The organism is Streptomyces sp. NPDC002889 (genome assembly GCF_042888425.1).
Lineage (GTDB): Bacteria > Actinomycetota > Actinomycetes > Streptomycetales > Streptomycetaceae > Streptomyces.
The window spans coordinates 1-23,683 of sequence record NZ_JBIAPT010000015.1 but is presented as its reverse complement, the minus strand read 5'-3'; the positions used below and the strand labels follow the sequence as shown (position 1 = coordinate 23,683).

The window sequence follows — 23,683 nt, the reverse complement described above, 5'->3', positions numbered from 1 at the left end:
GTTCAACCATGATCCGGACTGCCTTCCGATGCGTCGAGGATGCGGTGGTGGGCTAACCAGCGGGCCGCCCCCAGGTCTTTGGAGATCGCCCGTGCGGCCTCACGGAGCAGGGTGATCAGGGCCGGCTGAGGGTGGCCCTTGGCATCGCAGATCCGCTCGACGGGGCCGGACACGCCGATGGCGCCCACGACGAGGCCGCCGTGCCCCCGGATGGGGGCCGCGACGCCGGCGTCACCCATGCTCATTTCCTGGACCTCGGCGGCCCATCCCTGCTCCCGGATCTCGGCGAGCGCACGGTTGAGTTCCTCCGGGACGACCGGGGTGTGCCGGGTGTACGCCTCCAGCCCGGCCTCGAGCGCCGACTCCACCGTCGCTGTCCCGTAGGCCAGCAGGACCTTGCCGAGCGAGGAGGCGTGCAGCGGCAGCAGCGCGCCCACGTCCAGGGTCTGGAGCGTGTCGTCCGGCCGGAAGACGTGGTGGACGATGAGCACCCTGTCCTCCAGGGGGGTGCCGAGGCGGACCGCCTCCCCGCTGCGGGCGGCCAGGGCGTCGGCCCAGTTGATGGAGCGCGACCGCAGCTCGTTGACGTCGAGGTAACTGGTGCCGAGGTGGAGCAGCGCTGCCCCGAGCTGGTACTTTCCCGTCGCCGCGTCCTGCTCCACAAAATCCACGTGCTGCAGGGTGCGCAGAATGCCGTGGGCGGTGCCCTTCGCAAGCCCGAGCGAGGCGGCCACCTCACCCAGTCCGAGCCGACGAGGGCCGCCAGCGAGCAGACGCAGGATTGCCGCCGCCCGTTCGATCGACTGGACCGGACCGGCCATAAGACGATTCTAGGTCCGCCTTCCGGTACACGGTGGCGCATCATGCAGGGATTTATCCGGATCAGGGTCCTGCGTTCGGTAATGCCGACCGATGTTTATTGACCTGCCTCGCATCGCTCCCTAGCGTTCGATGCGTCGGCGTCCCGCCGGCAGCGCTCGCCGAGGAGGGCACATGGCGGCTCAGCTCAACACAGTGGCCCGCGAGGCAGTCGATCATGTCTGCCCCGTTCCGCACTCCCCGGCGGCCGTCCCGGCCGTACGCGGACGTGTCCGCATGGTGCTCGCCGAGTGGGGCTTTCCCCCGGACGTCACCATGGATGCGCTCGTGGTCGTCTCGGAGCTGCTGACCAATGCGCTCGTCCACGCCCTGCCACCGGCGACGCTGCGGTTGTCGTGGGTCCGCGTCGACGAACGCAGAGCCCTGCGCATCGAAGTCACCGACGCGGGAGGCGCGCTCCCCTCCAGGCAGTCGGCTGCCCCGGACGAGCACGGCCGGGGAATCGCCATAGTCACTGCCCTGTCGGCTCGCTACGGCCTACGTGTCCACACCGGCGGGATCACCCGCTGGGCGGATCTCCTCGCAACGTAGCAAGACAGCCCGGTACGGCCGGGGTTGTGCCGAGACTGCCGCGGCACGCCGGGTTGCCACTGTCCCGGGCGCTCACGTGTCCGGGGCGCTCACGGCGGTGGTGGAATCGCCCTGTGTGCCGGAGGCGAGGCGAAGGTGAGCCCGATGTCGGTGCGGAACAGCAAACCCACCCGGATGCTGCCGTCCGGCTGCACGCCGTCCTGCTCGCTCACCGGATCGATCTGCTGGTAGGTGCAGGCCGTCGCACGTGGTCTGCGGGTCCCTCGGGTCCCCCGGGTCCAGGTTCCCGACATCACTGCTTCATGTTTTCTCATACATTGGGGCTTATGTCGGTTCAGCTCCAGACGGTGCACAGCATCAGGAGACGTGGCAGGAAGAAGTCTCGGACGAAGAACTGTCCGGGTCGTGCTGTCGTCGCCGTGACCACCGTGTGCGCGCTCGCCGGTCTCGCCGCCTGCGAGGCAGGCGAGGACGCGGGCGGGAGAACCCCCGGTGGGGGCGGCTTCACGGTCGGATTGCTGCTCCCGGACACGCACACCGCTCGCTGGGCGACCGCGGACAAGCCCTTGATCGTGAAGAAGGTCAAGGCGCTGTGCCCCGACTGCAGGGTGACCCACGCCTACGCCTCGGCGGACGTGGCCACTCAGCAGCAGCAGATCGAGTCCATGATCGCGGACGGTGCCAAGGTCCTGATCCTTGATCCGGTCGACGACAAGGCGCTCCGCTCCTCGGTCGCCAGAGCCCGCGACGCGCATGTCCCGGTGGTCTCCTACGACCGCCTCGCCGAGGGCCCCGTCTCGGCCTACTCCAGCTACGACTCGGAGGAGATCGGCAGGATCCAGGCCGAGGAGCTCCTCAAAGCGATGGGTCCCAAGGCGCGCGGCGGCCAGATCGTGATGATGAACGGTGACCCCACCGACCCGAACACGAGACACCTGATGCGGGGCGCGCTCTCCGTACTCGAGGGCAAGGTGAAGATCGGCAGGTCGTACTACACCGCCGAGTGGATTCCGGAGAACGCGTTCAGGAACATGTCGGCCGCCATCGCCGAGCTGGGCGCCGACAGGATCGACGGCGTCCTGTCGGCCAACGACGGGCTCGCGGGTGGCGTGGTCACCGCGCTCAAGGCCGCCGGTATCAGGCCGCTGCCGCCGGTGACCGGTCAGGACGCCGACCTCTCGGCCGTGCGGCGGATCGTCAAGGGCGAGCAGTACGTCACCATCTACAAGTCCTTCGAAGCAGAGGCCAACGCCGCCGCCGAGATGGCCGTCGCCCTGGGCCGTGGCGAGAAACTCGACAGCATCGCAAAGGACCGTGTCAGCAATGACACGAACAAGGAGATTCCGGCCGTCCTGGGCCCCCTCGTCCCCGTAACCGCCGGCACGATCAAGGACACGGTCGTCAAGAGCGGCCTCTACACGGTCAGCCAGATCTGCACCCCGACGGTCGAAGCCGCCTGCCGGAAAGCCGGACTCATCGAATAGGCCGCCCGACGCCGCACCTCGCGCACGTCGTGCGGCATCACCGGCCGGAGGGACGGGACGGGCAAAGGAGGTAGTCACGTGCCGAGCACACCCCTGCTGGCGCTGCGCAGAGTCTGCAAACGCTTCGGCGCTGTCTGGGCACTCACGGACGTCGAGTTGGAGATCCACGCCGGAGAGGTCGTGGCCCTGGTCGGCGACAACGGCGCCGGCAAGTCCACCCTCGTCAAGGTGATCACCGGCGCCGCCCCCGCCGACCAGGGCGTCATCGAGTGGAACGGCCGTCCCGTCCGGATCACTCGCCCCCGCGATGCCCAGGGCCTGGGCATCGCGGGCGTCTACCAGGACCTCGCGTTGTGCGAAACCCTCGATGTCGTCGGCAACCTCTTCCTCGGCCACGAGCTCGGCAGGACCGGAATCCTCGATGAGGTGTCCATGGAGCGCCGGGCAGGGGAACTGGAACTGCTGGACACCCTTTCCATCCGTATCCCCAGCGTCCGTGTCCCCGTCGCCTCCCTCTCCGCGGGCCAACGTCAGACGGTCGCGATCGCGCGCGCTCTTCTCAGCGAACCCAGGATGCTCATCCTCGACGAACCGACCGCTGCGCTGGGCGTCAGGCAGACCATCCATTTCCTCGACCTGATCGACCGGTTGCGGGAACGCGGGGTCGGCGTTCTCCTCGTCAGCCACAACCTGGGTGACGTCAAGGCCGTCGCGGACCGGGTGGCGGTACTGCATCTCGGTCGCAACAATGGTTTCTTCAGCGTGCCGACCACGTCCCAGGAGCAGATCGTCTCCTCCATCACCGGCGCCACCGACAACGCCGTAACACATCGCGAGACCCGGTCGTCGGAGGGAGCGATGTGAACAGGACACGAGCATCCGAGAATCTCGGTCCCACCGGGGCGGGTGGCGATTCCGCCGGCGCCGTGCCCACAGCCGTCGACCAGCGCCGGGCAGCGGGCGGCGAGGGCGGTTTCAGCAGCTACGTCGGTGACTTCATCCGCAAGCTGCGCAGCGGCGAACTCGGATCGCTGCCCGGCATCATCGGCATCGTCGTGCTCTGGACCGTTTTCCAGAGCCTTCACCAGCAGTTCCTGTCGCCCCGCAACCTGTCCAATCTCAGCGTGGACATCGTCGGCACGGGCATGATCGCCCTCGGTATCGCCTTCGTGCTGCTGCTCGGTGAGGTGGACCTGTCGGTCGCCTCCGTCAGCGGGCTCACGGCGGCGGTGTTCGCCGTGCTGAACGTGAGCAACGGCCTGCCGGAGTGGCCGGCGATCGTCGCCGCCGTGCTCGTCGGGGCGGCGATCGGCGCTGTTCAGGGGTTCTTCTCGGCCAGGATCGGCGTACCGGCGTTCGTCGTCACCCTGGCGGGGCTGCTGGCCTGGAACGGCCTCATGCTCTATGTCCTGGGCGCGAGCGGCACCATCAACCTCCACGAGCAGGGCCTGGTCCACGCGCTGACCAGTTACTACTTCCACGACGCGGCGGTCGCCTACGGGCTGGCGGCGCTCAGCGTGGCCGCGTACTTCCTCGCGTCCTACCGGGACGCACGCCGCCGCAGGGCCGCCGGCGTGCGGTCCCGGCCGCTCAGTGTCATCGCCGTACGCACCGGCGCGGTGGCACTGGTCGCGTTCGCCGCCGCCTACATCCTGAACCGCTTCCAGGGCCTGCCGCTCGCTCTTCTGATCTTCCTGTCCTTCGTTGTCGGCCTCGACTTCGTCCTTCGCCGCACGTTCTACGGGCGCAAGATCTTCTCCATCGGCGGGGGTGCCGAGGCGGCCCGCCGCGCCGGCATCAACGTGGTGTGGTTGCGGATCTCGGCGTTCATGGTGTCCGGGACGCTGGCCGCTGTCGGCGGGCTCTTCCTGGCCTCACGCGTCGCCGCAGTGGGCCAGACCTCGGGCTCCAGCATCCTGCTGATCAACGCCGTTGCCGCAGCCGTCATCGGCGGCGTCAGCCTGTTCGGCGGCCGCGGTACAACGTGGTCTGTCCTGCTCGGCATACTCGTCATCCAGTCCATCGCGTCGGGAATGGTTCTCCTGGGTATCCCGACGCCGATGCAATCCGTGATCACCGGTGGAGTGCTTCTTGCCGCCGTAGCCCTCGACTCGCTGTCGCACTTCTCGCAGAAGGCGCACGGCAGGGCTTGACCACGCAAGCGCCGCGCTGCACCTCGGCCGCCCACGGCACCTAGCGCCGTCGTGTCCTGCCTCATCGACACGCCCTGGTGGGCCGGAGCCGGTCCGGGAGAGCTCGCGTGAGTGGCCACACGGTCACGGGCCGAGCCGGGCACGGCCCGAGGAGTCGAGTCGTGCCGACGCGTGATCCGCGAACAGGGGAGGATTCGCGAGGGCGTGGTGGCGCGCAGGAGGACCCACCAGCGGTCAGCGGCCGCACCTCGTGGAAGGCGCCGGTCGCCTTCAGCGCGGCGGGTCCCCCGAGTCGGTGGGCGAGTTGTTCAGGGATGAGGGTGAGCCAGGCCCAGCCGCGGAGATGGGTGCGGATCTCGCCTATGGGTCGAAGCACCCCGCGGGACTGTCCCCGCAGACGCCGGCTGTCCCACGTGCGGGCCGCAGCGGATCGCTCCCCGCCGAGCACCACTGCGGTCCCGCCGCCCCTTCGCCCCGTTCACCTCTCATATCGTCTAAATTGGGGCGAGTGGGGTTTGCGGCGGTCCGTGGTCGCGCCCGACTTGCGGGACCGCGTCCAACACGGCTGCTCGTGCACAGAGACAGCGTGGCCCGGTCCGGCCGGGCCACGGGGACGGATACCCATGACCGACGGACAGAAGGGTCCCGAGGACCACGGTCCGGACCCCCTCGGAGACTTCCTCTCGCACTTTCTCGGCAGCGGCCAGGGCGGGGAGCCGCCCGACCCGCGGCGCATCGACTTCAGCCGTCTGATGAGCGGCCCCGCGCGGCAGCTCGTCACCGTCGCAGCGTCCTATGCCGCCCAGCACGGAAGCACCGACCTCGACACGGAGCACCTCCTGCGGGCCGCGCTCTCCACCGAGCCGACCCGTGGCATGGTCGCGCGGGCGGGCGCCGATCCCGACGCGCTCGCCGCCGAGATCGACCGGCAGGCCGGGGAAGGGCCGCCACGCAGCTTCATCGCCGTCACGCCGGCGGTCAAACGCGCTCTGCTCGACGCCCATGAGTTCGCGCGCTCCACCGGCGCCTCCTATATCGGCCCGGAACACGTGCTGGTGGCACTCGCCGCCAACCGCGACTCCGCAGCGGGGCAGATCCTCAACGCCGCGCACTTCTCCCCACCCGCCGGTTCCAGGGAAGGCCTCGCACCCGTGCCCGGCAGCGCCGGCCAGCATCCCGGCCCCGGCCCCCGCGAGCGGAACACCCCCAACCTGGACAAGTTCGGCCGTGACCTCACCGACCTGGCCCGGGAGGGCCGTATCGACCCGGTCATCGGCCGTGACGAGGAGATCGAGCAGACCATCGAGGTGCTCGCCCGCCGAGGCAAGAACAATCCCGTCATGATCGGCGAAGCCGGAGTGGGCAAGACCGCCATCGTCGAGGGCCTGGCCCAGCGCATCGCGGACGGCGACGTGCCGGACCTCCTGCTCGGTCGGCGTGTCATCCAGCTCGACCTCTCGGGAGTCGTTGCCGGTACCCGCTTCCGTGGGGACTTCGAGGAACGGCTCACCGGCCTCATCGAGGAGATCCGCGCCCACTCGGACGAGCTGATCGTCTTCATCGACGAACTGCATACCGTCGTCGGGGCGGGCGGCGGCTCCGAGGGCGGCCCGATGGACGCGAGCAATATGCTCAAGCCCGCCCTCGCCCGCGGTGAACTCCATGTCGTGGGGGCCAGCACGCTCGAGGAGTACCGCCGGTACATCGAGAAGGACGCCGCATTCGCCCGCCGCTTCCAGCCGGTTCTGGTCTCCGAGCCCGGCCCCGCGGACGCCGTCGAGATCCTGCGGGGCCTCCGCGACCGCTACGAAGCCCATCACCAGGTCCGCTACACCGACGAGGCCCTGCTGGCCGCCGTCGAGCTGTCCGACCGCTACCTCACCGACCGCTACCTGCCCGACAAGGCGATCGACCTCATGGACCAGGCCGGCGCACGGGTGCGGCTGCGCTCCTCCACCCGCGGCACCGACATCCGTGCGCTGGAACGCGAAGTGGAGCAACTCACGCGGGACAAGGACCAGGCCGTCGCCGCCGAACAGTACGAGCGGGCGACCGAGCTGCGCGACCGCCTCGCCGACCTCGGCCAGCGGATCGGCAAGGAGAGCCACCCGCAGCAGCCGCGCAGCCATGTCGCCGAGGTCACCGTCGAAGACATCGCCGGCATCGTGTCTCGCCAGACCGGGATTCCCGTCAGCAGCCTCACCCAGGAGGAGCGGGACCGTCTGCTGAGCCTCGAGGAACATCTGCACAAGCGCGTCATCGGCCAGGACGAGGCGGTGACCGCCGTCGCCGACGCCGTCCTGCGCTCGCGTGCCGGTCTTGCCGACCCCGGCCGCCCGATCGGGAGCTTCCTCTTCCTCGGCCCCACCGGCGTCGGCAAGACCGAACTCGCCCGCGCGCTCGCGGAGGCGCTCTTCGGGAGCGAGGACCGGATGGTTCGCCTCGACATGAGCGAGTACCAGGAACGGCACACCGTCAGCCGCCTGGTCGGCGCTCCCCCCGGCTACGTCGGCCACGAGGAGGCCGGACAGTTCACCGAAGCGGTGCGCAGGAACCCCTACTCGCTGCTGCTCCTGGACGAGATCGAGAAGGCGCACCCCGACGTCTTCAACATCCTGCTGCAGGTACTCGACGACGGGCGGCTCACCGACTCCCAGGGCCGCACGATCGATTTCAAGAACACCGTCATCGTCATGACCAGCAACCTCGGTTCTCAGGCAATCACCGGACGCGGCGGTGCGATGGGCTTCGGCGCCGGCGACGCGGACGCCGACGAGCAGGCCCGCCGTGAGCGGGTGCTGCGCCCGCTGCGCGAACACTTCCGGCCCGAGTTCCTCAACCGCATCGACGAGATCGTGATATTCCGCCAGCTCGCCGACCAGCAGCTACGGCAGATCACCAGCATGCTGCTGGACGACTCCAGGCGTCGGCTCCGCGCTCAGGACGTCACCGTCGAGGTCACGCCGGCCGCTGTCGAATGGCTCGCCCAACGCGGCTACCAGCCCGAATACGGCGCCCGGCCGTTGCGCCGCACGATCCAGCGCGAGGTCGACAACCGGCTCTCCCGCATGCTGCTCGACGGCAACCTGCAGCCCCACAGCCGCCTCCGGATCGATGTCGCCGACGGCGAGCTGACCTTCCGCAAGGAGGAAGAAACCACGGCACCCGTGAGCTGAATGGGCCGGCCGCCACTGAGGTCGCGCAGGCGTTGTTCGGTTTCCGCTCCGAGGCGCGCCGCCTCGCGCTTGACTTGGAGCAGCACGGTGGCCGGACCTTCGACGGCGTTGCGGTCCGGGTCGCTCTGCGCATCCTCGCCATGGCTGCGGTCACTGGCACAACCACACCACTGGCGCCCACGTCATGCGTCGCTGATCGCTTACGACCATTGACGAATGGTCTGGATTCTTGCGGTCGCGGTCGCCACAGCCACTGGCCTGCCGTCGGGCCCGATGAGTTCACCGGCGAGAAAGCACACGTCCTTGCCGCGCTGCACGACCCGTCCGCGCCCCAGAAGCCTTCCGGGGCGGGCGGGACGGAGGAACTGAACATGGAGATCGAGAGTCGGCGCGAACTGGTTCTCCGGCAACGTCGCGACCAGCGCGGGACCCAGGGTGTCATCGAGCATCGCGGCCAAGAACCCGCCCTGGATCACGCCGACGGGGTTCGCGAACTGATCTCCCGCCTGGAACGCCACCTCGATTGTCCCCAGCTCCAGATCCACCTCCACCAGTTCCCAGCCGAGCAGCACGGCTGCAGGAGGCGGTGGGACCCGTCCCGCCTGCACATCCCAGAACAACCCACGCCTCTGCGTATCCATCTCCATGAGCCACATTGAACAGGCCGCCACTGACAACCTCGGGGGGTCCCTCGGGCCTGCATTGCCCCACAAGATCGGAAGGCGGCCCACCGCTCACCACATCGGAGCTACTCGCAAGTGGGGCGACCCACGGGCGAAGCTGCCGGCCGGGGAGGCACGGGAACCAGGCCAAACCCACCGTGCCGGCTGGCTCGGCCTGCACGCGGCGGCCGACGAGCACGTGGCGGCGCGGGCCGCGCTGCTGGACGGCACCTACCGCGAGGTGGTCGGACGTCTGCCGGACGACGCGCGATCTTCCTGGACGACGACGGCCGACTGCACTTCGCCGCCCTGGAGCCGGAGTCCCGAACCGGCGTCGCTGCTGGACCTACGGGCGATGGTGAACGCCATGCTGCCGCGCTTGGACGCTCCTCGGTCACCGGCAGCGAGGCCAGGCCGAGGGACCTGCACGTCACGATCGCCGCGCTGCTGGTCGCCCAGGGCTGCAACGTGGGATACACCCCGGTCATCGGCGGCGTCGACGCGCGCGAAGTCTCATCCGCGCTCGCGGAGGTGCGCCTCCAGCTCGGCGGCCCCGGTCAGCATCGCCCGCCCGCGGGCGGACAGCCGGCCGTGCCAGTCGCACAGTGCGGCCTCCAGCGGCTCCAGCCCGCCGGCCGCCCGCACCTGGGCGATCAGCGGGGCGATCTGCTCCAGCAGGTGGCCGCCCCGCCTGAGCTGGTGGGCCAGCCGGGCGTCCCGTACGTCGGCCTCGTCGTAGATGCGGTACCCGGTCAGCGGGTCGCGGCGCGGGCGCACCAGCCCGGCACACTCCCATTTGCGCAGCGTCGCGGGCCGGATTCCGAGCTCACCTGCCAGCGGCCCGATGAACGTGCCGCCGGGCCCGGACACCGCCGCGTCGGGTTCGGACGCCGTGTTGGGCGCCAGGTCGCGGAGGGCGCTCTCCACGGCCTGGAGTGTCCGCCGGTCGTCGAGTAGCTGGGCGTGGCTCTCGTCGATGAGGCGGAACGCCTCATCGACCGCGCCCTGGTTCACGGCCCGCATGATCGACGTCGCCGTCTGGTGGCTGTGGCCGGGCACCAGGGCGAGGAACGCGCCCAGGGCCCGCGCGTGCAGCGGGGTGTAGGTGCGGTAACCGTGGGGTGTGCGACCGGCGGCCGGAAGGATGCCGGCCTCCTCGTAGTTCCTGATGGCCTGCGTGGACAGACCGTGCCCGCGCGCCAGGTCGATCGGCCTGAGCCGCCCGCTGTTTTGAAGGTTTCGTCCCACGGGCCTGACAATATCGCGCTCAAGTTTCAATCGAAGGTTCAACGATACCGTTGAAGGCATGGCTACTGACATCACCGACACCGTCCATACGCTCGAGGCCGCCGCCGTCATGAAGCTGCTTCCGGCCCGGCCGCGGCTGCTCGCCCTGGGCGAGCCCACCCACGGCGAGGACACCCTGCTCGACCTGCGCAACGAGCTCTTCCGGCAGCTCGTCGAGCAGGAGGGCTACCGGACGATCGCGATCGAGAGCGACTGCATGATGGGCCTGGTCGTGGACGACTACGTCACCTCGGGCACGGGCACCGTCGACGAGGTCATGGAGCGCGGATTCAGCCACGGCTGGGGCACCTCCGCGGCCAACCGCGAACTCGTGCGGTGGATACGGGCGTACAACGACGGCCGGCCCGCGTCCGAGCGGCTCCGCTTCGCCGGTTTCGACGGCCCGCTGGAGATCACCGGCGCCGCGAGCCCCCGGCAGGCCCTCACGGCACTCCACGGCTACCTCGCGGCCCGGGTGGACGCGGACCTGCTCCCCTGCACCGGGGAAACGCTCGACCGCCTGCTCGGCGCCGACGACCGGTGGACCAATGCCGCCGCGATGATGGACCCGGCCCGGTCCGTGGGGCAGTCGGCCGAGGCCAGTCGGCTGCGGCTGCTCGCCGATGATCTGGTGGCGTTGCTCGACGCGCAGACGCCGCACCCGATCACGGCGACCTCGCGGGACGACTGGGACCGGGCGCGCCTGTACGGGCGCACCGCCACCGGCCTGCTGCGCTACCACTTCTGGATGGCCGACACGTCACCGGCCCGCATGACGCGGCTGGTGAGCTTGCGGGACCAGATGATGGCCCACAACCTCCTCGCCGTCGCCGAACGGGGCCCGGCACTCATCCACGCCCACAACTCCCATCTCCAGCGGGAGAAGAGCACGATGCGGATGGGCGGGATGCCGCTGGAGTGGTGGAGCGCCGGAGCGCTGGTGAGCGCCCAGCTCGGCGAGGGTTACGCCTTCGTGGCCACGGCACTCGGCACGATCCGGCACCAGGGAGTGGACACGCCGCCGCCGGACACCGTCGAAGGACTCCTGTACGCGCTCCCGGAGGACCGCTGCGTCATCGACGCCCCGCGGCTGGCCGCCGCCCTCGGCGACACGCGGCCCGCGCCCCGCATATCCCCCTGGTTCGGCTACTCCCCGCTTGACCCGGCCCACCTGGCGGACAGCGACGGCATCGTGTTCGTCAAGAACGTCCCGCAGAGCTAGTGCCAACCATCAGCAGTCGGGATCTCCTCTGCCCGGGCGTTGGTCTGGTACACCATCCGCCACAGCGTCTTCTCCCGCAGGTGGACTTCCCGGCGGCCGGGGGTCAGCGGTAGGTGTAGTACCGCGTATGGTCGAGCATGTCCTCCGGCGTGACGTCGTTCCACGGCTTCATGGTGTCGCGCAGGCCGATGACATTCCGCGGAGCGGTGGTCGGCACGTATCCGGAGGACGGATGCCGACCCTGCCAGTCGGCCCACAGCTTGTCGATGAAGCAGTGATGGAGCCAGAAGACCGGATCGTTCGGCGAGGCTCCTGTGGTCATCTGGCCCCCGACCCATACGTGGACCCGGTTGTGGAGGTTCGGGCCTCGCCAGCCCTCGACGTTGTTGCGGAAGCCGCTGGAGCCGCTGTTCCAGGGGGACGAGTCATACGTTGGCATGGCCACTACGGAGTCCACTTCGGCCCGGGTGGGCAGTTCTCGGACTCCGACACCCAGTGACCGCCGCAGAAAGGTCCTTCCGTCGACCCGTATGTTCATGGGCCAGTTGCCGCTTCCGAAAGCGAAGGGGCCGGAGGTGACCCGGCCGTCCCCGCTGCGGCCGTCGCCACCGAGGAAGTTGTCCGCCCACAGGGAACTGCGGGGCGTACGGTCGACCGTCCAGTCCCAGTAGGGAAGGGTGACGGAGGGGTTGACGCTCTGCAGCGCCTGTTCGAACTGCAACAGGAAACGGCGGTGCCAAGGGAGGAAGGACGGCGAGCGGTGTCCCGTCCTCTCGCCGTTGTCGGTGTCACTCATGATGAAGGCGTTGTGGGTCGTGATGAACTCGTCGTAGCGGCCCTGGCGCTTGAGTTCGAGGATCGCATCGACGAAATCACGCTTCTCGGTGGCGGTCAGTTCTGCTTGGTTCTTGCGGTCTGCCATGGCGACGATCCTTTGCGGTGGGGGTCTCGAGGCGATGTCAGACGGTGACCGGTACGAGAGATGCGCCACGCAGCTCCCGTACGGCGGCACGGGCGGCGTCACGCGGCGTGTGGTGCGTCTCGTAGTGGTTGATGACGCTGATCCAGGTGCCGTCCGAGTTCTGCATCACGTGCAGATCGTCGTCGTCCACGCGGACGACGAACTCCACGGCGCTGTGGCCCTCGTCCGCGGGGCGGATCGTGTGGCCGCCGTGAGCGCTGTGGCCGTCATGACCGTCGTGGTCCTCGGCCACGGGCCACCCCTCGATGTGGCGGTCGAGGTACACCTCGTCGAAAGGCTCCGGCACCTGTGCCGCTCGCGTGGCGACAATGCGCGTCGTACCGGTTCCGGCCGTCCGGGAGCCCCGGGGCTGCGACGCGGTCGCCGCGGCGACGGCAGTCGGGCCGGCGAGCGCGGCGCCGGCCAGAGCCAGTGTGGTCGCTCGCACCATGTCGCGGCGGGTGAGACGTTGCACGGTCTGCTCCTCTCGTCGGTCCACCGCGGGGCTCGGAAGACTCGCGGCGGGGTCGTTTCTCCGTGAGGCGGGACGCGACCGTCCCGTGCCGCCGCATGGTGGCAGTGGTGAACGCGTCGAGACAGGGGCCCTGCGGTCACGTGGTCATGAACGAGACAATGCCCCGTGGAAAGTGCACTGTTCAACGGCGGAGATCTTCTCCCGTCGCCCCCCGACGGTCCCGGGGGAGCCGGAAACTTGGGCCACCATGACGCTTGCATCCGTAAATCCTTCAGCTGTCGCTGCCCGACGTCCGCCGTTCGCACGCCGGCAACTCGACGAGAATGTACGGGCAGTGCCCGCTCCGCGGGGTAGGCGCCGTAGTTTCGGCCGTCATCGCCGACCTGACATCGACGGGCGCCAGGCATGGGCTTGGGACGTGATGGCTGCTCGTCGGCTCAGCAGTAGAGATCGCTGCCGCCCTTCATCGCGTACGCGATGACTACGGCCCGGGAAGCCGCACCGGGCTTCGGAAGCAGACCGGCGTGCTCTTCCCGCCGCGCCGACCACAACGCAGAACCCGAGTCCGGGCTCGCGGTCGGCCGAGCGTCAATGTCCCTCAACAGCGCATTGCGGGACGGAACTCACCGAAGAAGCCACGCTGAACCGGCATGGACTCCGACTCTGGTGCCACGCATCAGGTCAGCGGCACGAGCTGGACCAAGCAGAAGGTGGTCTCAGGCAGCAGTAATCACTACCGAGGCTTCGGCTGTCGCGTGCGGCGGACCGTGACGTGGGCCGGGCGACGAAGCCCCTCAGCCTGAGGACGAGCACGATGACGGCCCCCGGCGCAGGCTGTGGAGCCGCAAGTCCGCAGGATGCCACACGTGGGTCGACCTCCTACCCGGGGCAAATGCCGGATGCTTTCGTGCTTCTGGCAGGCTGGGTGCGTGACATCAGGGACCGCCGAGGAGTTCACTGCCCACCGCCCCAGGATGTTCGGCCTGGCCTACCGGTTGCTCGGTTCCGGCGAGGAGGCGGAGGACGCGGTGCAGGACGCGTATCTGCGCTGGAGCGGCGCCGACCGTGCGGCGATAGAGCACCCGGGGGCATGGCTCGCCAGGGTCGTCACCAATCTCTGCCTCAACCGGCTCACCTCGGCCCGGGTACAGCGCGAGGAGTACGTGGGGCCGTGGCTGCCGGAACCGGTGTTCACGCAGGACGGTTCGCTCGGCCCCATGGAGTCCGCCGAGCAGCGCGACGCCGTGTCGACGGCGCTGCTGGTGCTGCTGGAGCGGCTCACGCCGACGGAGCGTGCGGTCTACGTTCTGCGCGAGGCGTTCGACTACGGCCATCGTGACATCGCCGGGGTGCTCAACCTGAGCCAGGCCAACTGCCGCCAGTTGTACCGCAGGGCGGTCCAGCGGGTGGCGACGCCCGAGGCCCGCTTCACACCGGCAGCCGAGCGGCAGCACGAACTCGTCGAGTCCTTCGTCATGGCAGCACGCGAGGGCGATCTGGCAGGACTGGAGAAGTTGCTCGCCGAGGACGTCACCTGGTGGAGCGACGGCGGCGGCAAGGTCACCGCGGCCCGGCGTCCCCTCGTCGGCCGGGACACGGTTGTGCGCTTCCTGGTGGGCGGCGTGCAGCGGTTCGCGGGCGGCTGGGACCTCACGGTCGCCGAGGTCAACGGTGCTCCGGCGCTGGTGGCGTACTCGGCGGAGCAGCTCATCGGTGTTGCCTCCTTCGAACTGCGCGACGGTGTCATCGCCCAGGTGCGGGTCGTCGTGAACCCGGACAAACTCGTGTTCGCGGGCCGACAGTTCGCCGCAATGGCCCCCGGAGCGTGACCGAGGGGTGAGTGCGGTCACGAGGAGGCTGTCACATCTATGGGTGCTCGTCGGTTCTCAGAGGATGACGGGCGCTCCACCAGGGAGCGCACGCCCACCGAAGGGACGACAACTGCGATGACCACGATCCTGGTGACCGGCGGCACCGGAACGCTCGGCCGGCTCGTCACCGAGCGACTGCGCGCGGACGGAGCCGAGGTACGCGTGCTGAGTCGGCACTCGCGGCCGTACGCCGTGGACCTGCGCGAGGGTACGGGGCTGGCCGCGGCCCTCGCGGGCGTGGACACGGTCGTGCACTGCGCGACCGCGCCGCGCGGCGGCGACGAGCAGGCGGCACGCCATCTGATCGAGGCGGCCCGCCAGGCCGGGGTGCGGCATCTGGCGTACATCTCGATCGTCGGTGTCGACCAGGTGCCGCTCGGCTACTACCGGACCAAACTCGCCGTCGAGAGGCTGATCGAGGAGTCGGGGCTCGGCTGGACCGTGCTGCGCACGACACAGTTCCACGACCTGGTGCTGCAGCTCCTGCAGGGCTCGGCGAAGCTGCCGGTCATGCTGCTCCCGGCGGGGGTCGCCGACCAGCCGATCGAGGTGGCGGAGGTCGCCGCCCGGCTGACCGAGCTCGCAACCGGGGCGCCCTCGGGGCGGGTGCCGGACATGGGCGGCCCCGAGGTCCGTACGTTTCCGGAGCTGGCCCGGGCCTACCTGCGCGCGAGCGGACGGCGCCGTTCCGTGCTGAACGTGCGCCTGGCCGGCAGGGCCTACCACGGGTTCCGGGCGGGCGGGCATCTGGCGCCGGAACGGACCGTGGGCAAGGCCACGTTCGAGCATTTCCTGGCGGGGCGTTTTCCTGCACAAGGCTGAGCGCCTGGGTGGGGGGCGTACCGGGCGGCGTGGGTGGGAGCGTGTCCCCACGAGCTGGGGAGCCCCCCAATGTGAGATCCGGCTTCGGGCGCTACGGTCTGGTGGAACGCCGGCGTGGAGCGTGCGGAACGCACGGACGAAGAGTGCGTGTTGATCGAGCCGTTCCTGCCAATAGGCAGGTTCGGCCCGTACCCCGAGTGGTTACGGGGCGGTCAGGAACGATCCCCATGATGCTGGGCCGACGCTACCGCCGTACGCGGCGGTAGCGTCTTCGCGAGGAGGTTGTCCGTCCACAGCGGACGATGAAGCGAAAGGAGAGTACCCACTCCTTTCCACTCTCAACGTATAGCGCACCGGGGGGCTTGCGGCAAGACCCGGGTCGTACCGCAGAATCACCGGCCGAGGCCAGAATCTGCGGAAATGGAAGTCGCGAAATGCGTGTGTTGTTGACGACCTACGGGTCGCGCGGGGACGTCGAACCGGTGGTGGGACTCGCGGTGCAGTTGCGGGCACTCGGCGCGGAGGTGCGGGTGTGCGCGCCGCCGGACGAGGAGTTCACGCGGCTGCTGGCCGGTGTCGGCGTGCCGCTGGTGCCGTTCGGCCGGTCGGTGCGCGCGCTGGTGACCGCGGCGACCCCGCCGTCGGCGGCGGACGTGCCCCGGCTCGCGGCCGAGTTGGTCGCCGCGCGGTTCGACACGGTCGCCGCGGCGGCCGAGGGATGTGACGCACTGGTGGCGACCGGCTTGATGCCGGCCGGCGCACGGTCGGTGGCCGAGAAACTGGGCATCCGCTACGTGTACGCGTGCTTCCATCCGTTCGAACTGCCGTCGCCGCACTACCCGCCGTCGCCGCGGCCGGGCCGGCCGTTCCCACCGGAGGTGACCGACAACCGGGTGCTGTGGGACCTGGACGTCCAGAGCGTGAACGCGCTGTACGGCGAGGCGCTCAACACACACCGGGCGTCGATCGGCCTGCCGCCGGTGGACAACGTCCGCGACCACGTCTTCACCGACCGGCCGTGGCTGGCGGCTGACCCGACCCTGGGCCCGTGGCAGGAGCTGACGAATCTCGACGTGGTGCAGACCGGCGCGTGGATCCTGCCGGACGAGCGCCCGCTCCCGGCCGAGTTGGTGGCGTTCCTGGACGCCGGCACACCACCGGTGTACGTGGGCTTCGGCAGCATGCCCATGCGCGCCTCGAAGGACGTCGCCGAGGTGGCCGTCGAGGCGATCCGCGCGCAGGGCCGCCGCGCACTCGTCGGGCGCGGCTGGGCCGACCTGGCCCTGATCGACGACCAGGACGACTGCTTCGCCGTCGACGAGGTCAACCATCAGGCACTGTTCGGCCGGGTGGCCGCCGTCGTGCACCACGGCGGCGCGGGCACGACGACGACGGCCGCCCGGGCCGGCGCTCCTCAGATGGTGGTACCCCAGATTGTGGACCAGCCGTACTGGGCCGGCCGGGTGGCCGAGCTGGGTATCGGCGCGGCACACGACGGTCCGACTCCGACCTTCGAGTCCCTGTCGGCCGGACTCGAGGTGGCCCTGACCCCCGAGACCCGCGCACGAGCGAAGGCCGTGGCCGGCACGATCCGCACCGACGGGGCGACCGTGGCCGCGAAACTGCTGCTCGACGCGATCAGCCGAGAAGCGCCGCCCATGTCCGCGTGAACCACACGGGATCGCCGAGCCGGCCCAGAACACGAGAACCTGCAAACCCTGGCGACCTGAACCGACAACGGACACGGGTCCACGTCAGGCGGCGCGTTGCTCCTCATGGCCACCAGGTTCGTCACGCCAGTCCAAACGCCTTACTGCACGCAATGGTCGCGAGCGACCTCAGATCGGAGCCGATGACGTGAACCCGCTGACCACCAGCGTGTTTGACCTTCCCGACCACCTCTCCCCCAAGGCCGACCCGACGCTGATCGCCGGCGACGAGCAGCACTTCGCGGCCATCGCGGAGAGCCTTGAGCAGGCGATCGCCGAACTGTCCGACCGCCTCGATGCCGCGCGCAGGGCGCCCGGCGGCGTGGGCCGGCAGGCGATGGACCGGGACGTGGAGATCCACCGGCTGACCGCTCGCCTGCGCGCACTGCGCCGCTTCGGTCTGGACCTGTGCCTCGGACACATGGTCAGCGCGGACAACCCCGAGCCGGTGTACGTCGGACGACTCGGTCTTACGGACAGCGCGGGTCGTCGGCTGCTGCTCGACTGGCGCTCCCCCGCGGCTGAGCCGTTCTTCGGAGCCACCCACGCCAACCCGATGGGTCTGGCAAGCCGCCGCAGGTATCGCTGGACCCGCGGCCGGATCAGCGACTACTGGGACGAGGTGTTCACCTCGGACGGGTTTGTCGGGCACGCCGCGCTCGACGACCAGTCCGCCTTCATCGCCAGCCTGGGCAGCAACAGGTCGGCACGGATGCGAGACGTGCTCGGCACCATCCAGGCCGACCAGGACGCCATCATCCGCGCGGGATCCCGCGGCGCTCTCGTCGTCGACGGCGGTCCGGGTACGGGGAAGACCGTCGTCGCTCTGCACCGCTCCGCCTACCTCCTCTATTCCGACCCTCGCCTCGGTCACCGTCGGGGCGATGTGCTGTTCGTCGGTCCGCACCGGCCCTACCTGGCCTACGTCGCCGACGTCCTCCCCAGCCTCGGAGAGGAGGGCGTGCAGACCTGCACCCTGCGGGACCTCGTCGCCGAGGGAGCCGCGGCAGCGGTCGAGGCCGACCCGGACGTGGCCCTGCTGAAGGCGTCCGCGAACCTGGTGAAGGCGATCGAGACGGCCGTCAGGTTCTACGAGGAGCCGCCCACCAAGGGGATGACGGTCACGACCCACTGGTCCGACATCTGGCTGAGCGCCGACGATTGGGCCGTGGCGTTCGAAGCGGCAGAACCCGGTACTCCGCACAACGAGGCGCGCGACCAGGTCTGGGAGGAGCTGCTCACGATCCTGGTGGACAAGCACGACGGCGACGTCTCGCCCGACCTGCTCCGGAGGTCGCTGCTGCAGAACAGGGAGCTGCTCACGGCCTTCAGCCGCGCGTGGCCGCTGCTCGAAGCGGCTGACCTCGTCGGAGACCTGTGGTCGGTACCCGCCTACCTGCGGATGTGCGCTCCCTGGCTCAGCCCTGATGACGTTCAGCAGCTGCAGCGCGGGGACGCCCAGGCCTGGACGGTGTCCGACCTGCCGCTCCTGGACGCAGCACGGCAGCGGCTCGGCGACCCGGAGGCGTCGCGGCGCAAGCGTCGGCACATCGCCTCTGCCGCCGCCGAACGCGAGCGCATGGCCAAGGTGGTCGACGTCCTGCTTGAGGCCGATGACGACGGCGAAGGTGCGGTGACGATGCTGCGCGGGCAGGACATGCAGGACACCCTGGTCGACGAGGCCGCGTCGCCCGGGACCGAACCGGACCTGCTCGCCGGCCCGTTCGCGCACATCGTGGTGGACGAGGCTCAGGAACTGACCGACGCGGAGTGGCAGATGTTGCTGCTCCGGTGCCCGTCCCGGAGCTTCACCGTCGTCGGGGATCGTGCCCAGGCCAGGCACGGGTTCACGGAGTCGTGGCAGGAACGGCTCGAGCGGATCGGGCTCGACCGGATCAACCTGGCCTCGCTGAGCATCAACTACCGGACGCCGGAGGCAATCATGGCGGAAGCCGAGCCGGTCATCCGGGCCGTGCTCCCGGACGCCAACGTGCCGACCTCCATCCGCAGCAGCGACGTCCCCGTCGTCCACGGATCTGCTTCGGATCTGAGCTCGATCCTCGACACCTGGCTCGCCGCACATGCCGACGGGATCGCCTGTGTCATCGGTGATGCCACATTCCGGACGACGTCCCGCGTCCGGTCGCTGACCCCGGAGCTGTCGAAGGGGCTCGAGTTCGACCTGGTCGTCCTCATCGACCCGGAAGAGTTCGGCAAGGGCATCGAAGGAGCGGTCGACCGCTATGTCGCGATGACCCGAGCGACCCGGCAACTCGTCATCCTCACGAGCTCCTGACGTCCCGGCCGGACGAGCGCCCGCTCCCGGCCGAGTTGGTGGCGTTCCTGGACGCCGGCACACCACCGGTGTACGTGGGCTTCGGCAGCATGCCCATGCGCGCCTCGAAGGACGTCGCCGAGGTGGCCGTCGAGGCGATCCGCGCGCAGGGCCGCCGCGCACTCGTCGGGCGCGGCTGGGCCGACCTGGCCCTGATCGACGACCAGGACGACTGCTTCGCCGTCGACGAGGTCAACCAACAGGCACTCTTCCGCCAGGTGGCCGCCGTCGTGCACCACGGCGACGTGGGCACGACGACGACCGCCCGGCTCTGCTCGTTGAACGGGCGCAGTTGGGCTTTCGAGCACCTCGCCAGAACACGCGGCATGCGGCGAGCGGCGCGTGCCTGCACCGCGGACTGGAGACCGCCACCACGTGCGGCCCCCGCGGCGGGACCGTCTACGACCCCCAACCCCCCAAAGGGGAGGGGTGACGTGAGCCGTGCAGCACGATGCAGCCCGACGACGCAGACCACCAAGACCCGTGCTTCCTCAGCCTCGCAGCCACCCACGACGCCTAAGTCTTGTACCGGGCTGATTCGATAGGCGGGCACTGAGATTGTATTGGCGGTCGAAGATGAGGCTGCCACTGCCGGAACGGATCGAGCCCTCTATTCGATACGCTCGAAGTGTGGGGTCAGTCCTGGTTATGCTCAGCATTCCAAAATTATTCGCAACCAGAAATCGCGGCATGGACAAGAACCGCGCAAAATATGGCGATGGCATGCCCAGGCCATTGTTAAGCAGTGCATCCACTTGAAGGCCGAGCTCGCCCAACTTGCCCGCAAATTCACCTGCTGGATTCGCAGTGAGCGGCGAGGAAGTCAACTGGACGATCGACGGTTGCGCCGAGTGTCGCGGGTCGTTTGAGGTGATCTCGTGGATCGCACCGACATGTGAATCGCCCGCCAGGACAATGACTGCCCTACGCCGTCGCCCACCGCCGGCAACATCATTTGCGAGATCGAACAGCGTGTCAAGCACGAATTTAAGGTCAGTCATAGCGGGTTCAACGACCCATTGATCCGCGACGTCCGGCTCGACCACACGCCCGTTATAAAGTTCCTTTCCGGAGACGTACTCAAACCCAGATTCGATGATATCGAATGCAAGCTCGACGCCATCCCCCACAAAGGGAAGGCCCTCAAGTGCTTGTCGTCCCGATTGAATCCTGTCCAGAACGCCCTGAATCAAATCGGCAGGCATCAGTGCCAGCGGAACTGGTGACACCAGTACGGCAACATCGGCGTTTGCCGCATCGTTTGCCGCCCATGCTGCCAGGGCAGTCGCCTGCCTGCTTCCGAGCAACGGGTGGTCCGGATCCTCACGAATGCGGCGATGTGTGCGCAGATCGAGAAAGAAGAACGTTGCCGCTCCGACCGAGAAGTGGAAGTGGTAGTCATTTGGTGGAGTTGGCGGATTATGCGAGTGTTGCCATTTCCGATATGCATCAAGACCACCTCCGACCAGAGCCGCATCTGTCGCCTCCGTGAAGGTGGTCCCCCAGTCATCCGATATATCGTGGTCGTCCAGCATCATGTATACCGGACCTCGCGTGAGGCACTCCCGCCACGACGGATCGCGCCACGAGTAAAGATATGCATTCTCGTAGTACTGGGAGACTCTGACAGATCCTCCGGGACGAATCCCGCCGACTGCGCCGAGAAATCCAGAGCCCCCATCGAGCGCTCGCTTGGTCGAGTCGCCATACAGCTGATCACCGATGAGGAACAGCATGTCGCGCGGCTGGTTGGCCAGCGACCTCAGCACCTCGGACTTGGAGGGCGTGTTCACCAAATCTTTGCAGGATCCGAACGCGACTCGAATCTGTCCCGGATTCCGTTTCATGGTTCCGAATGACCCACTGGCGATGATCCTGTCATCGGTGGGCGAATGAGGTCCCGCCTTCACAACCTCGTATCGATATGAAGATCCTGCGTCCAACCCGGCAATACGTGCCGTCCCTGTCCTGCCATTCATCGTTGCCCGCACTGTGGACACCGGATTGGGCAGCCAAACGCTAAAGCCACCCCCTACGGGTGTTCCCACGAATTTACTCACACGGACAGAATAGCTCTCCTGTTCCTGGCCAGGATCTACCAGAGCGAACCAGATCGTTGACTCGCTTGTCGTTGTGTGCCCAACACAACTGTAGGCGAAGACTAGACTTATCTTCTGATCGATGCCCTCGTCCGAACGCTGAATTCGCCTCTTGAACACAACCTCACGCTTCACACCGTCGACATGAAGCGTCACCCTGAACTCTCCGCTGAGCTTTGCGCCTCGCGGGCCGGCGCTGGCCACGAGATCGTTGATGTGTTGCTCCACCACTTGGGGATCCCAAACGAAGCGTATTCTTCCTTCTGCTGTCGTTGTTCCAGACTGAATCCCGCAAGACTTTTCAATGATCTCTGCCACCGGCCCCGCAGGACGCAACATTACTGTGGGTCCGCTTGGTCTAGGGCCCTCAAGATCGTCCACGGGGGGTGACGCGGTCGACCTTGCCATCCATACAAGATTTGCATCGAGCTGCGCTCCGCTAATCGGAAAACTACCATCTCTGAAAATGGTCAGGGACAGCACAGCCATCTCGGTCTCCTTCACGGAAGGTGGCGCGGAGTCACGGTCGGCGATTTTAAATGCACCCAGGAGACTCGAAGTGCACACCCACAGGCGTGGACCGTAAATAGCCCCGCTATAAGTCGAAAACTAATTCCATCGTCGGTCCTTCGAGGATGTGCTGCAACTGGGGGAACGTCGGGTTCCGCGGTCATGATGGGCCGGTGGCGGCGAGACAGCCGGCATCTCCGTTCGCGTCCGACGGGATGTGCATTCTTGGAACTCGGCTTACCCCGGCCCACGGGGCTCGGCCCTTGATGTGCACGACCCCGGGGGTGACGGGCCGGTGACAGGCGCCGTGGCCCTCGTATGAACTAGTGCTGTGACCGCACAGGCTCGCCGGGTCGGTGGTCGTGTCGATGGCGGAGACCGGTATCACCGTGCACGCTCCCGCAGTTGCCGCGTAACAGATGCCTGCTCGATGGCTGGTCGGTACTCACCCTGATGTCTGTGTGTCTTCCAGCCGCATTCATGGACGGTTATGGGAGTGGCATCCCCTGCTCACAGCGCCCACTCGGCCCGCACGGTGGCAGCCCAGGCCGCCACCACCGCCTTCACCAACGGCAGCTTCGAAACCCCCACCGCGCCGCCGAACTCGTTTACGACCTACTTCGCAGGTCAGACGATGGGTCTGTGGCAGGTCGAAAGCGGGAGCGTCGACCTTGAGGACGACGGCTACTGGCAGGCTGCGGAAGGCAACCGTCCGTGGACCTCAACAGCGTCACCGCAGGCACGTTGTCCCAGACGTTCACGACGGAGCCCGGGGCGAAGTACACCGGGACGTATTCGCTCGCCAGCAACCCTGGGGGCCTGCCGAACGTGAAAACGGGCGAAGTCCGCATCGACGGGCAGAACTTCCAGGACTTCACCTTCAACACCGCTGGCAAGGCATTCACGAACATGGGCTACGTAACCCGGTAGTTCACGTTCGTGGCCAACCGGACTTCCACGAAGCTGACGTTCGCCAGTACATCCGGGCCAACGCCCTACGGCCCTGTCATCGACGACGTCAAGGTCAAGAGCTGCTCCAGCTGCGGGAACTGCTCCAGCAGTTCGTGCGGCTAACGAGCCGGTTCGGCTGAGCTGCATGAGCGGTTCGTGCACCGATTCGCGAGGACGGAGCCGTGTGAGTCGGCTCCGGCATACATGCGGGGCCTGATCGCTCCCTTGGAGCGGAAGAACGGTGGACCTTGCCGAAGAGGGTGGGTCACGCGGGGCCGGACCGGATCCACCGGCGGCTGAACCGCATCGACTGGGTGCCGACGCGGTCCTCCGTGACGTGCGGGACTACGTCGTCGAACGCCTCGGTGACCCCGGTGGTGTGCTGATCGTGGACGACACCGGCTTTTTGAAGAAGGGCGGCCGCTCGGCCGGGGTCCAGCGGCAGTACTCCGGCACGGCCGGGGCCCGTATTTCAATAAGTGCTCGGCAGAAGGGTGTTGGTGGGAGTCTGAGATATGACCCCGTGTCTGTCAGGCCGCGTTGCCGCTCGTGCTAT

The 23,683-nt window shown here is 68.3% G+C and carries 18 protein-coding genes and 4 pseudogenes; 14 read left to right on the top strand and 8 right to left on the bottom strand.

Annotation, left to right across the window (positions count from 1 at the left end):
* Window positions 1-2: 2 nt before the first annotated feature.
* Complete coding sequence (locus ACFYWI_RS22980) at window positions 3-821, bottom strand: IclR family transcriptional regulator (protein ID WP_389235639.1); 819 nt, start codon at window positions 819-821, stop codon at window positions 3-5.
* Window positions 822-993: 172 nt separating this feature from the next.
* On the opposite strand from ACFYWI_RS22980, the gene ACFYWI_RS22975 reads away from it, so the two are divergent.
* A complete protein-coding gene (locus ACFYWI_RS22975; RefSeq protein WP_389235636.1) occupies window positions 994-1,410 on the top strand; it encodes an ATP-binding protein in 417 nt (138 codons plus the stop codon).
* Window positions 1,411-1,499: 89 nt separating this feature from the next.
* Here the strand turns inward: ACFYWI_RS22975 and ACFYWI_RS22970 are convergent, their stop codons facing one another.
* Complete coding sequence (locus tag ACFYWI_RS22970) at window positions 1,500-1,703, bottom strand: hypothetical protein (protein ID WP_389235633.1); 204 nt, start codon at window positions 1,701-1,703, stop codon at window positions 1,500-1,502.
* Between the two features lie 126 nt (window positions 1,704-1,829).
* On the opposite strand from ACFYWI_RS22970, the gene ACFYWI_RS22965 reads away from it, so the two are divergent.
* The 4 genes from ACFYWI_RS22965 to ACFYWI_RS22950 all read left to right on the top strand — a co-directional run bounded on the left by ACFYWI_RS22965 (window position 1,830) and on the right by ACFYWI_RS22950 (window position 8,223).
* Window positions 1,830-2,894: a sugar ABC transporter substrate-binding protein gene (locus ACFYWI_RS22965; protein ID WP_389235630.1), complete on the top strand. Its 1,065-nt coding sequence runs from the start codon at window positions 1,830-1,832 to the stop codon at window positions 2,892-2,894.
* 78 nt (window positions 2,895-2,972) lie between these two features.
* Window positions 2,973-3,758 carry an ATP-binding cassette domain-containing protein gene (locus ACFYWI_RS22960; RefSeq protein ID WP_389235627.1) on the top strand — a complete coding sequence of 262 codons (786 nt, stop codon included), beginning with the start codon at window positions 2,973-2,975 and terminating at the stop codon, window positions 3,756-3,758.
* Window positions 3,755-5,047 carry a sugar ABC transporter permease gene (locus tag ACFYWI_RS22955; protein ID WP_389235624.1) on the top strand — a complete coding sequence of 431 codons (1,293 nt, stop codon included), beginning with the start codon at window positions 3,755-3,757 and terminating at the stop codon, window positions 5,045-5,047. Before ACFYWI_RS22960 ends, ACFYWI_RS22955 begins: the two co-directional genes overlap by 4 nt.
* Before the next feature lie 623 nt (window positions 5,048-5,670).
* Window positions 5,671-8,223 (top strand): ATP-dependent Clp protease ATP-binding subunit, encoded by a 2,553-nt coding sequence (locus tag ACFYWI_RS22950; protein ID WP_389235621.1) that lies wholly within the window; start codon window positions 5,671-5,673, stop codon window positions 8,221-8,223.
* A 200-nt stretch (window positions 8,224-8,423) separates the two neighbouring features.
* Here ACFYWI_RS22950 and ACFYWI_RS22945 read toward each other — a convergent pair whose 3' ends face one another.
* A complete protein-coding gene (locus ACFYWI_RS22945) occupies window positions 8,424-8,870 on the bottom strand; it encodes a PaaI family thioesterase (RefSeq protein ID WP_389235618.1) in 447 nt (148 codons plus the stop codon).
* Window positions 8,871-8,979: 109 nt separating this feature from the next.
* Between ACFYWI_RS22945 and ACFYWI_RS22940 the strand changes: the two are divergent.
* A pseudogene (locus ACFYWI_RS22940) lies at window positions 8,980-9,386 on the top strand (Tn3 family transposase); the annotation flags it as partial.
* A 12-nt stretch (window positions 9,387-9,398) separates the two neighbouring features.
* Here the strand turns inward: ACFYWI_RS22940 and ACFYWI_RS22935 are convergent.
* A complete protein-coding gene (locus ACFYWI_RS22935; protein ID WP_389235615.1) occupies window positions 9,399-10,133 on the bottom strand; it encodes a TioE family transcriptional regulator in 735 nt (244 codons plus the stop codon).
* 58 nt (window positions 10,134-10,191) lie between these two features.
* On the opposite strand from ACFYWI_RS22935, the gene ACFYWI_RS22930 reads away from it, so the two are divergent.
* Window positions 10,192-11,394, top strand: coding sequence for an erythromycin esterase family protein (locus ACFYWI_RS22930; protein WP_389235612.1), 1,203 nt, complete (start codon window positions 10,192-10,194; stop codon window positions 11,392-11,394).
* 20 nt (window positions 11,395-11,414) lie between these two features.
* Here the strand turns inward: ACFYWI_RS22930 and ACFYWI_RS22925 are convergent.
* The 3 genes and pseudogenes from ACFYWI_RS22925 to ACFYWI_RS22915 form a co-directional block, all read right to left on the bottom strand.
* A pseudogene (locus tag ACFYWI_RS22925) lies at window positions 11,415-11,489 on the bottom strand (site-specific integrase); the annotation flags it as partial.
* 8 nt (window positions 11,490-11,497) lie between these two features.
* Entirely contained in the window at window positions 11,498-12,316 is an 819-nt protein-coding gene (locus tag ACFYWI_RS22920; RefSeq protein ID WP_389235608.1) for a tyrosinase family protein, read from the bottom strand.
* 37 nt (window positions 12,317-12,353) lie between these two features.
* A complete protein-coding gene (locus ACFYWI_RS22915; RefSeq protein WP_389235605.1) occupies window positions 12,354-12,830 on the bottom strand; it encodes a tyrosinase family oxidase copper chaperone in 477 nt (158 codons plus the stop codon).
* A 929-nt stretch (window positions 12,831-13,759) separates the two neighbouring features.
* Between ACFYWI_RS22915 and ACFYWI_RS22910 the strand changes: the two genes are divergently transcribed.
* The 5 genes and pseudogenes from ACFYWI_RS22910 to ACFYWI_RS22890 form a co-directional block, all read left to right on the top strand.
* Window positions 13,760-14,659: an RNA polymerase sigma-70 factor gene (locus ACFYWI_RS22910; protein WP_389235602.1), complete on the top strand. Its 900-nt coding sequence runs from the start codon at window positions 13,760-13,762 to the stop codon at window positions 14,657-14,659.
* Between the two features lie 117 nt (window positions 14,660-14,776).
* Complete coding sequence (locus ACFYWI_RS22905) at window positions 14,777-15,523, top strand: SDR family oxidoreductase (RefSeq protein ID WP_389235599.1); 747 nt, start codon at window positions 14,777-14,779, stop codon at window positions 15,521-15,523.
* Window positions 15,524-15,957: 434 nt separating this feature from the next.
* The gene (locus tag ACFYWI_RS22900; RefSeq protein ID WP_389235596.1) at window positions 15,958-17,193 is read left to right on the top strand and encodes a glycosyltransferase; all 1,236 of its coding nucleotides are present in this window, start codon (window positions 15,958-15,960) and stop codon (window positions 17,191-17,193) included.
* A gap of 187 nt (window positions 17,194-17,380) precedes the next feature.
* Window positions 17,381-19,528: an RNA polymerase recycling motor ATPase HelR gene (gene helR, locus ACFYWI_RS22895; RefSeq protein ID WP_389235593.1), complete on the top strand. Its 2,148-nt coding sequence runs from the start codon at window positions 17,381-17,383 to the stop codon at window positions 19,526-19,528.
* A gap of 8 nt (window positions 19,529-19,536) precedes the next feature.
* Window positions 19,537-19,833: pseudogene (locus ACFYWI_RS22890) on the top strand (glycosyltransferase); the annotation flags it as partial.
* Between the two features lie 225 nt (window positions 19,834-20,058).
* On the opposite strand, the gene ACFYWI_RS22885 reads toward ACFYWI_RS22890, so the two are convergent.
* On the bottom strand, window positions 20,059-22,155 hold the full coding sequence (locus ACFYWI_RS22885) for an alkaline phosphatase D family protein (protein ID WP_389235590.1): 2,097 nt from the start codon (window positions 22,153-22,155) through the stop codon (window positions 20,059-20,061).
* 735 nt (window positions 22,156-22,890) lie between these two features.
* Between ACFYWI_RS22885 and ACFYWI_RS22880 the strand changes: the two genes are divergently transcribed.
* Window positions 22,891-23,106, top strand: coding sequence for a hypothetical protein (locus ACFYWI_RS22880; RefSeq protein ID WP_389235587.1), 216 nt, complete (start codon window positions 22,891-22,893; stop codon window positions 23,104-23,106).
* 162 nt (window positions 23,107-23,268) lie between these two features.
* Window positions 23,269-23,683 (top strand): annotated as a pseudogene (locus ACFYWI_RS22875) (transposase); the annotation flags it as partial.

What these genes read in the sequence shown, in the direction of transcription:
- ACFYWI_RS22980 (WP_389235639.1), bottom strand. Translation starts at nt 821, where the DNA reads ATGGCCGGTCCGGTCCAGTCGATCGAACGGGCGGCGGCAATCCTGCGT.
- ACFYWI_RS22975 (WP_389235636.1), top strand. Translation starts at nt 994, where the DNA reads ATGGCGGCTCAGCTCAACACAGTGGCCCGCGAGGCAGTCGATCATGTC.
- ACFYWI_RS22970 (WP_389235633.1), bottom strand. Translation starts at nt 1,703, where the DNA reads ATGTCGGGAACCTGGACCCGGGGGACCCGAGGGACCCGCAGACCACGT.
- ACFYWI_RS22950 (WP_389235621.1), top strand. Translation starts at nt 5,671, where the DNA reads ATGACCGACGGACAGAAGGGTCCCGAGGACCACGGTCCGGACCCCCTC.
- ACFYWI_RS22945 (WP_389235618.1), bottom strand. Translation starts at nt 8,870, where the DNA reads ATGGAGATGGATACGCAGAGGCGTGGGTTGTTCTGGGATGTGCAGGCG.
- ACFYWI_RS22930 (WP_389235612.1), top strand. Translation starts at nt 10,192, where the DNA reads ATGGCTACTGACATCACCGACACCGTCCATACGCTCGAGGCCGCCGCC.
- ACFYWI_RS22920 (WP_389235608.1), bottom strand. Translation starts at nt 12,316, where the DNA reads ATGGCAGACCGCAAGAACCAAGCAGAACTGACCGCCACCGAGAAGCGT.
- ACFYWI_RS22905 (WP_389235599.1), top strand. Translation starts at nt 14,777, where the DNA reads ATGACCACGATCCTGGTGACCGGCGGCACCGGAACGCTCGGCCGGCTC.
- ACFYWI_RS22900 (WP_389235596.1), top strand. Translation starts at nt 15,958, where the DNA reads ATGCGTGTGTTGTTGACGACCTACGGGTCGCGCGGGGACGTCGAACCG.
- ACFYWI_RS22885 (WP_389235590.1), bottom strand. Translation starts at nt 22,155, where the DNA reads ATGGCTGTGCTGTCCCTGACCATTTTCAGAGATGGTAGTTTTCCGATT.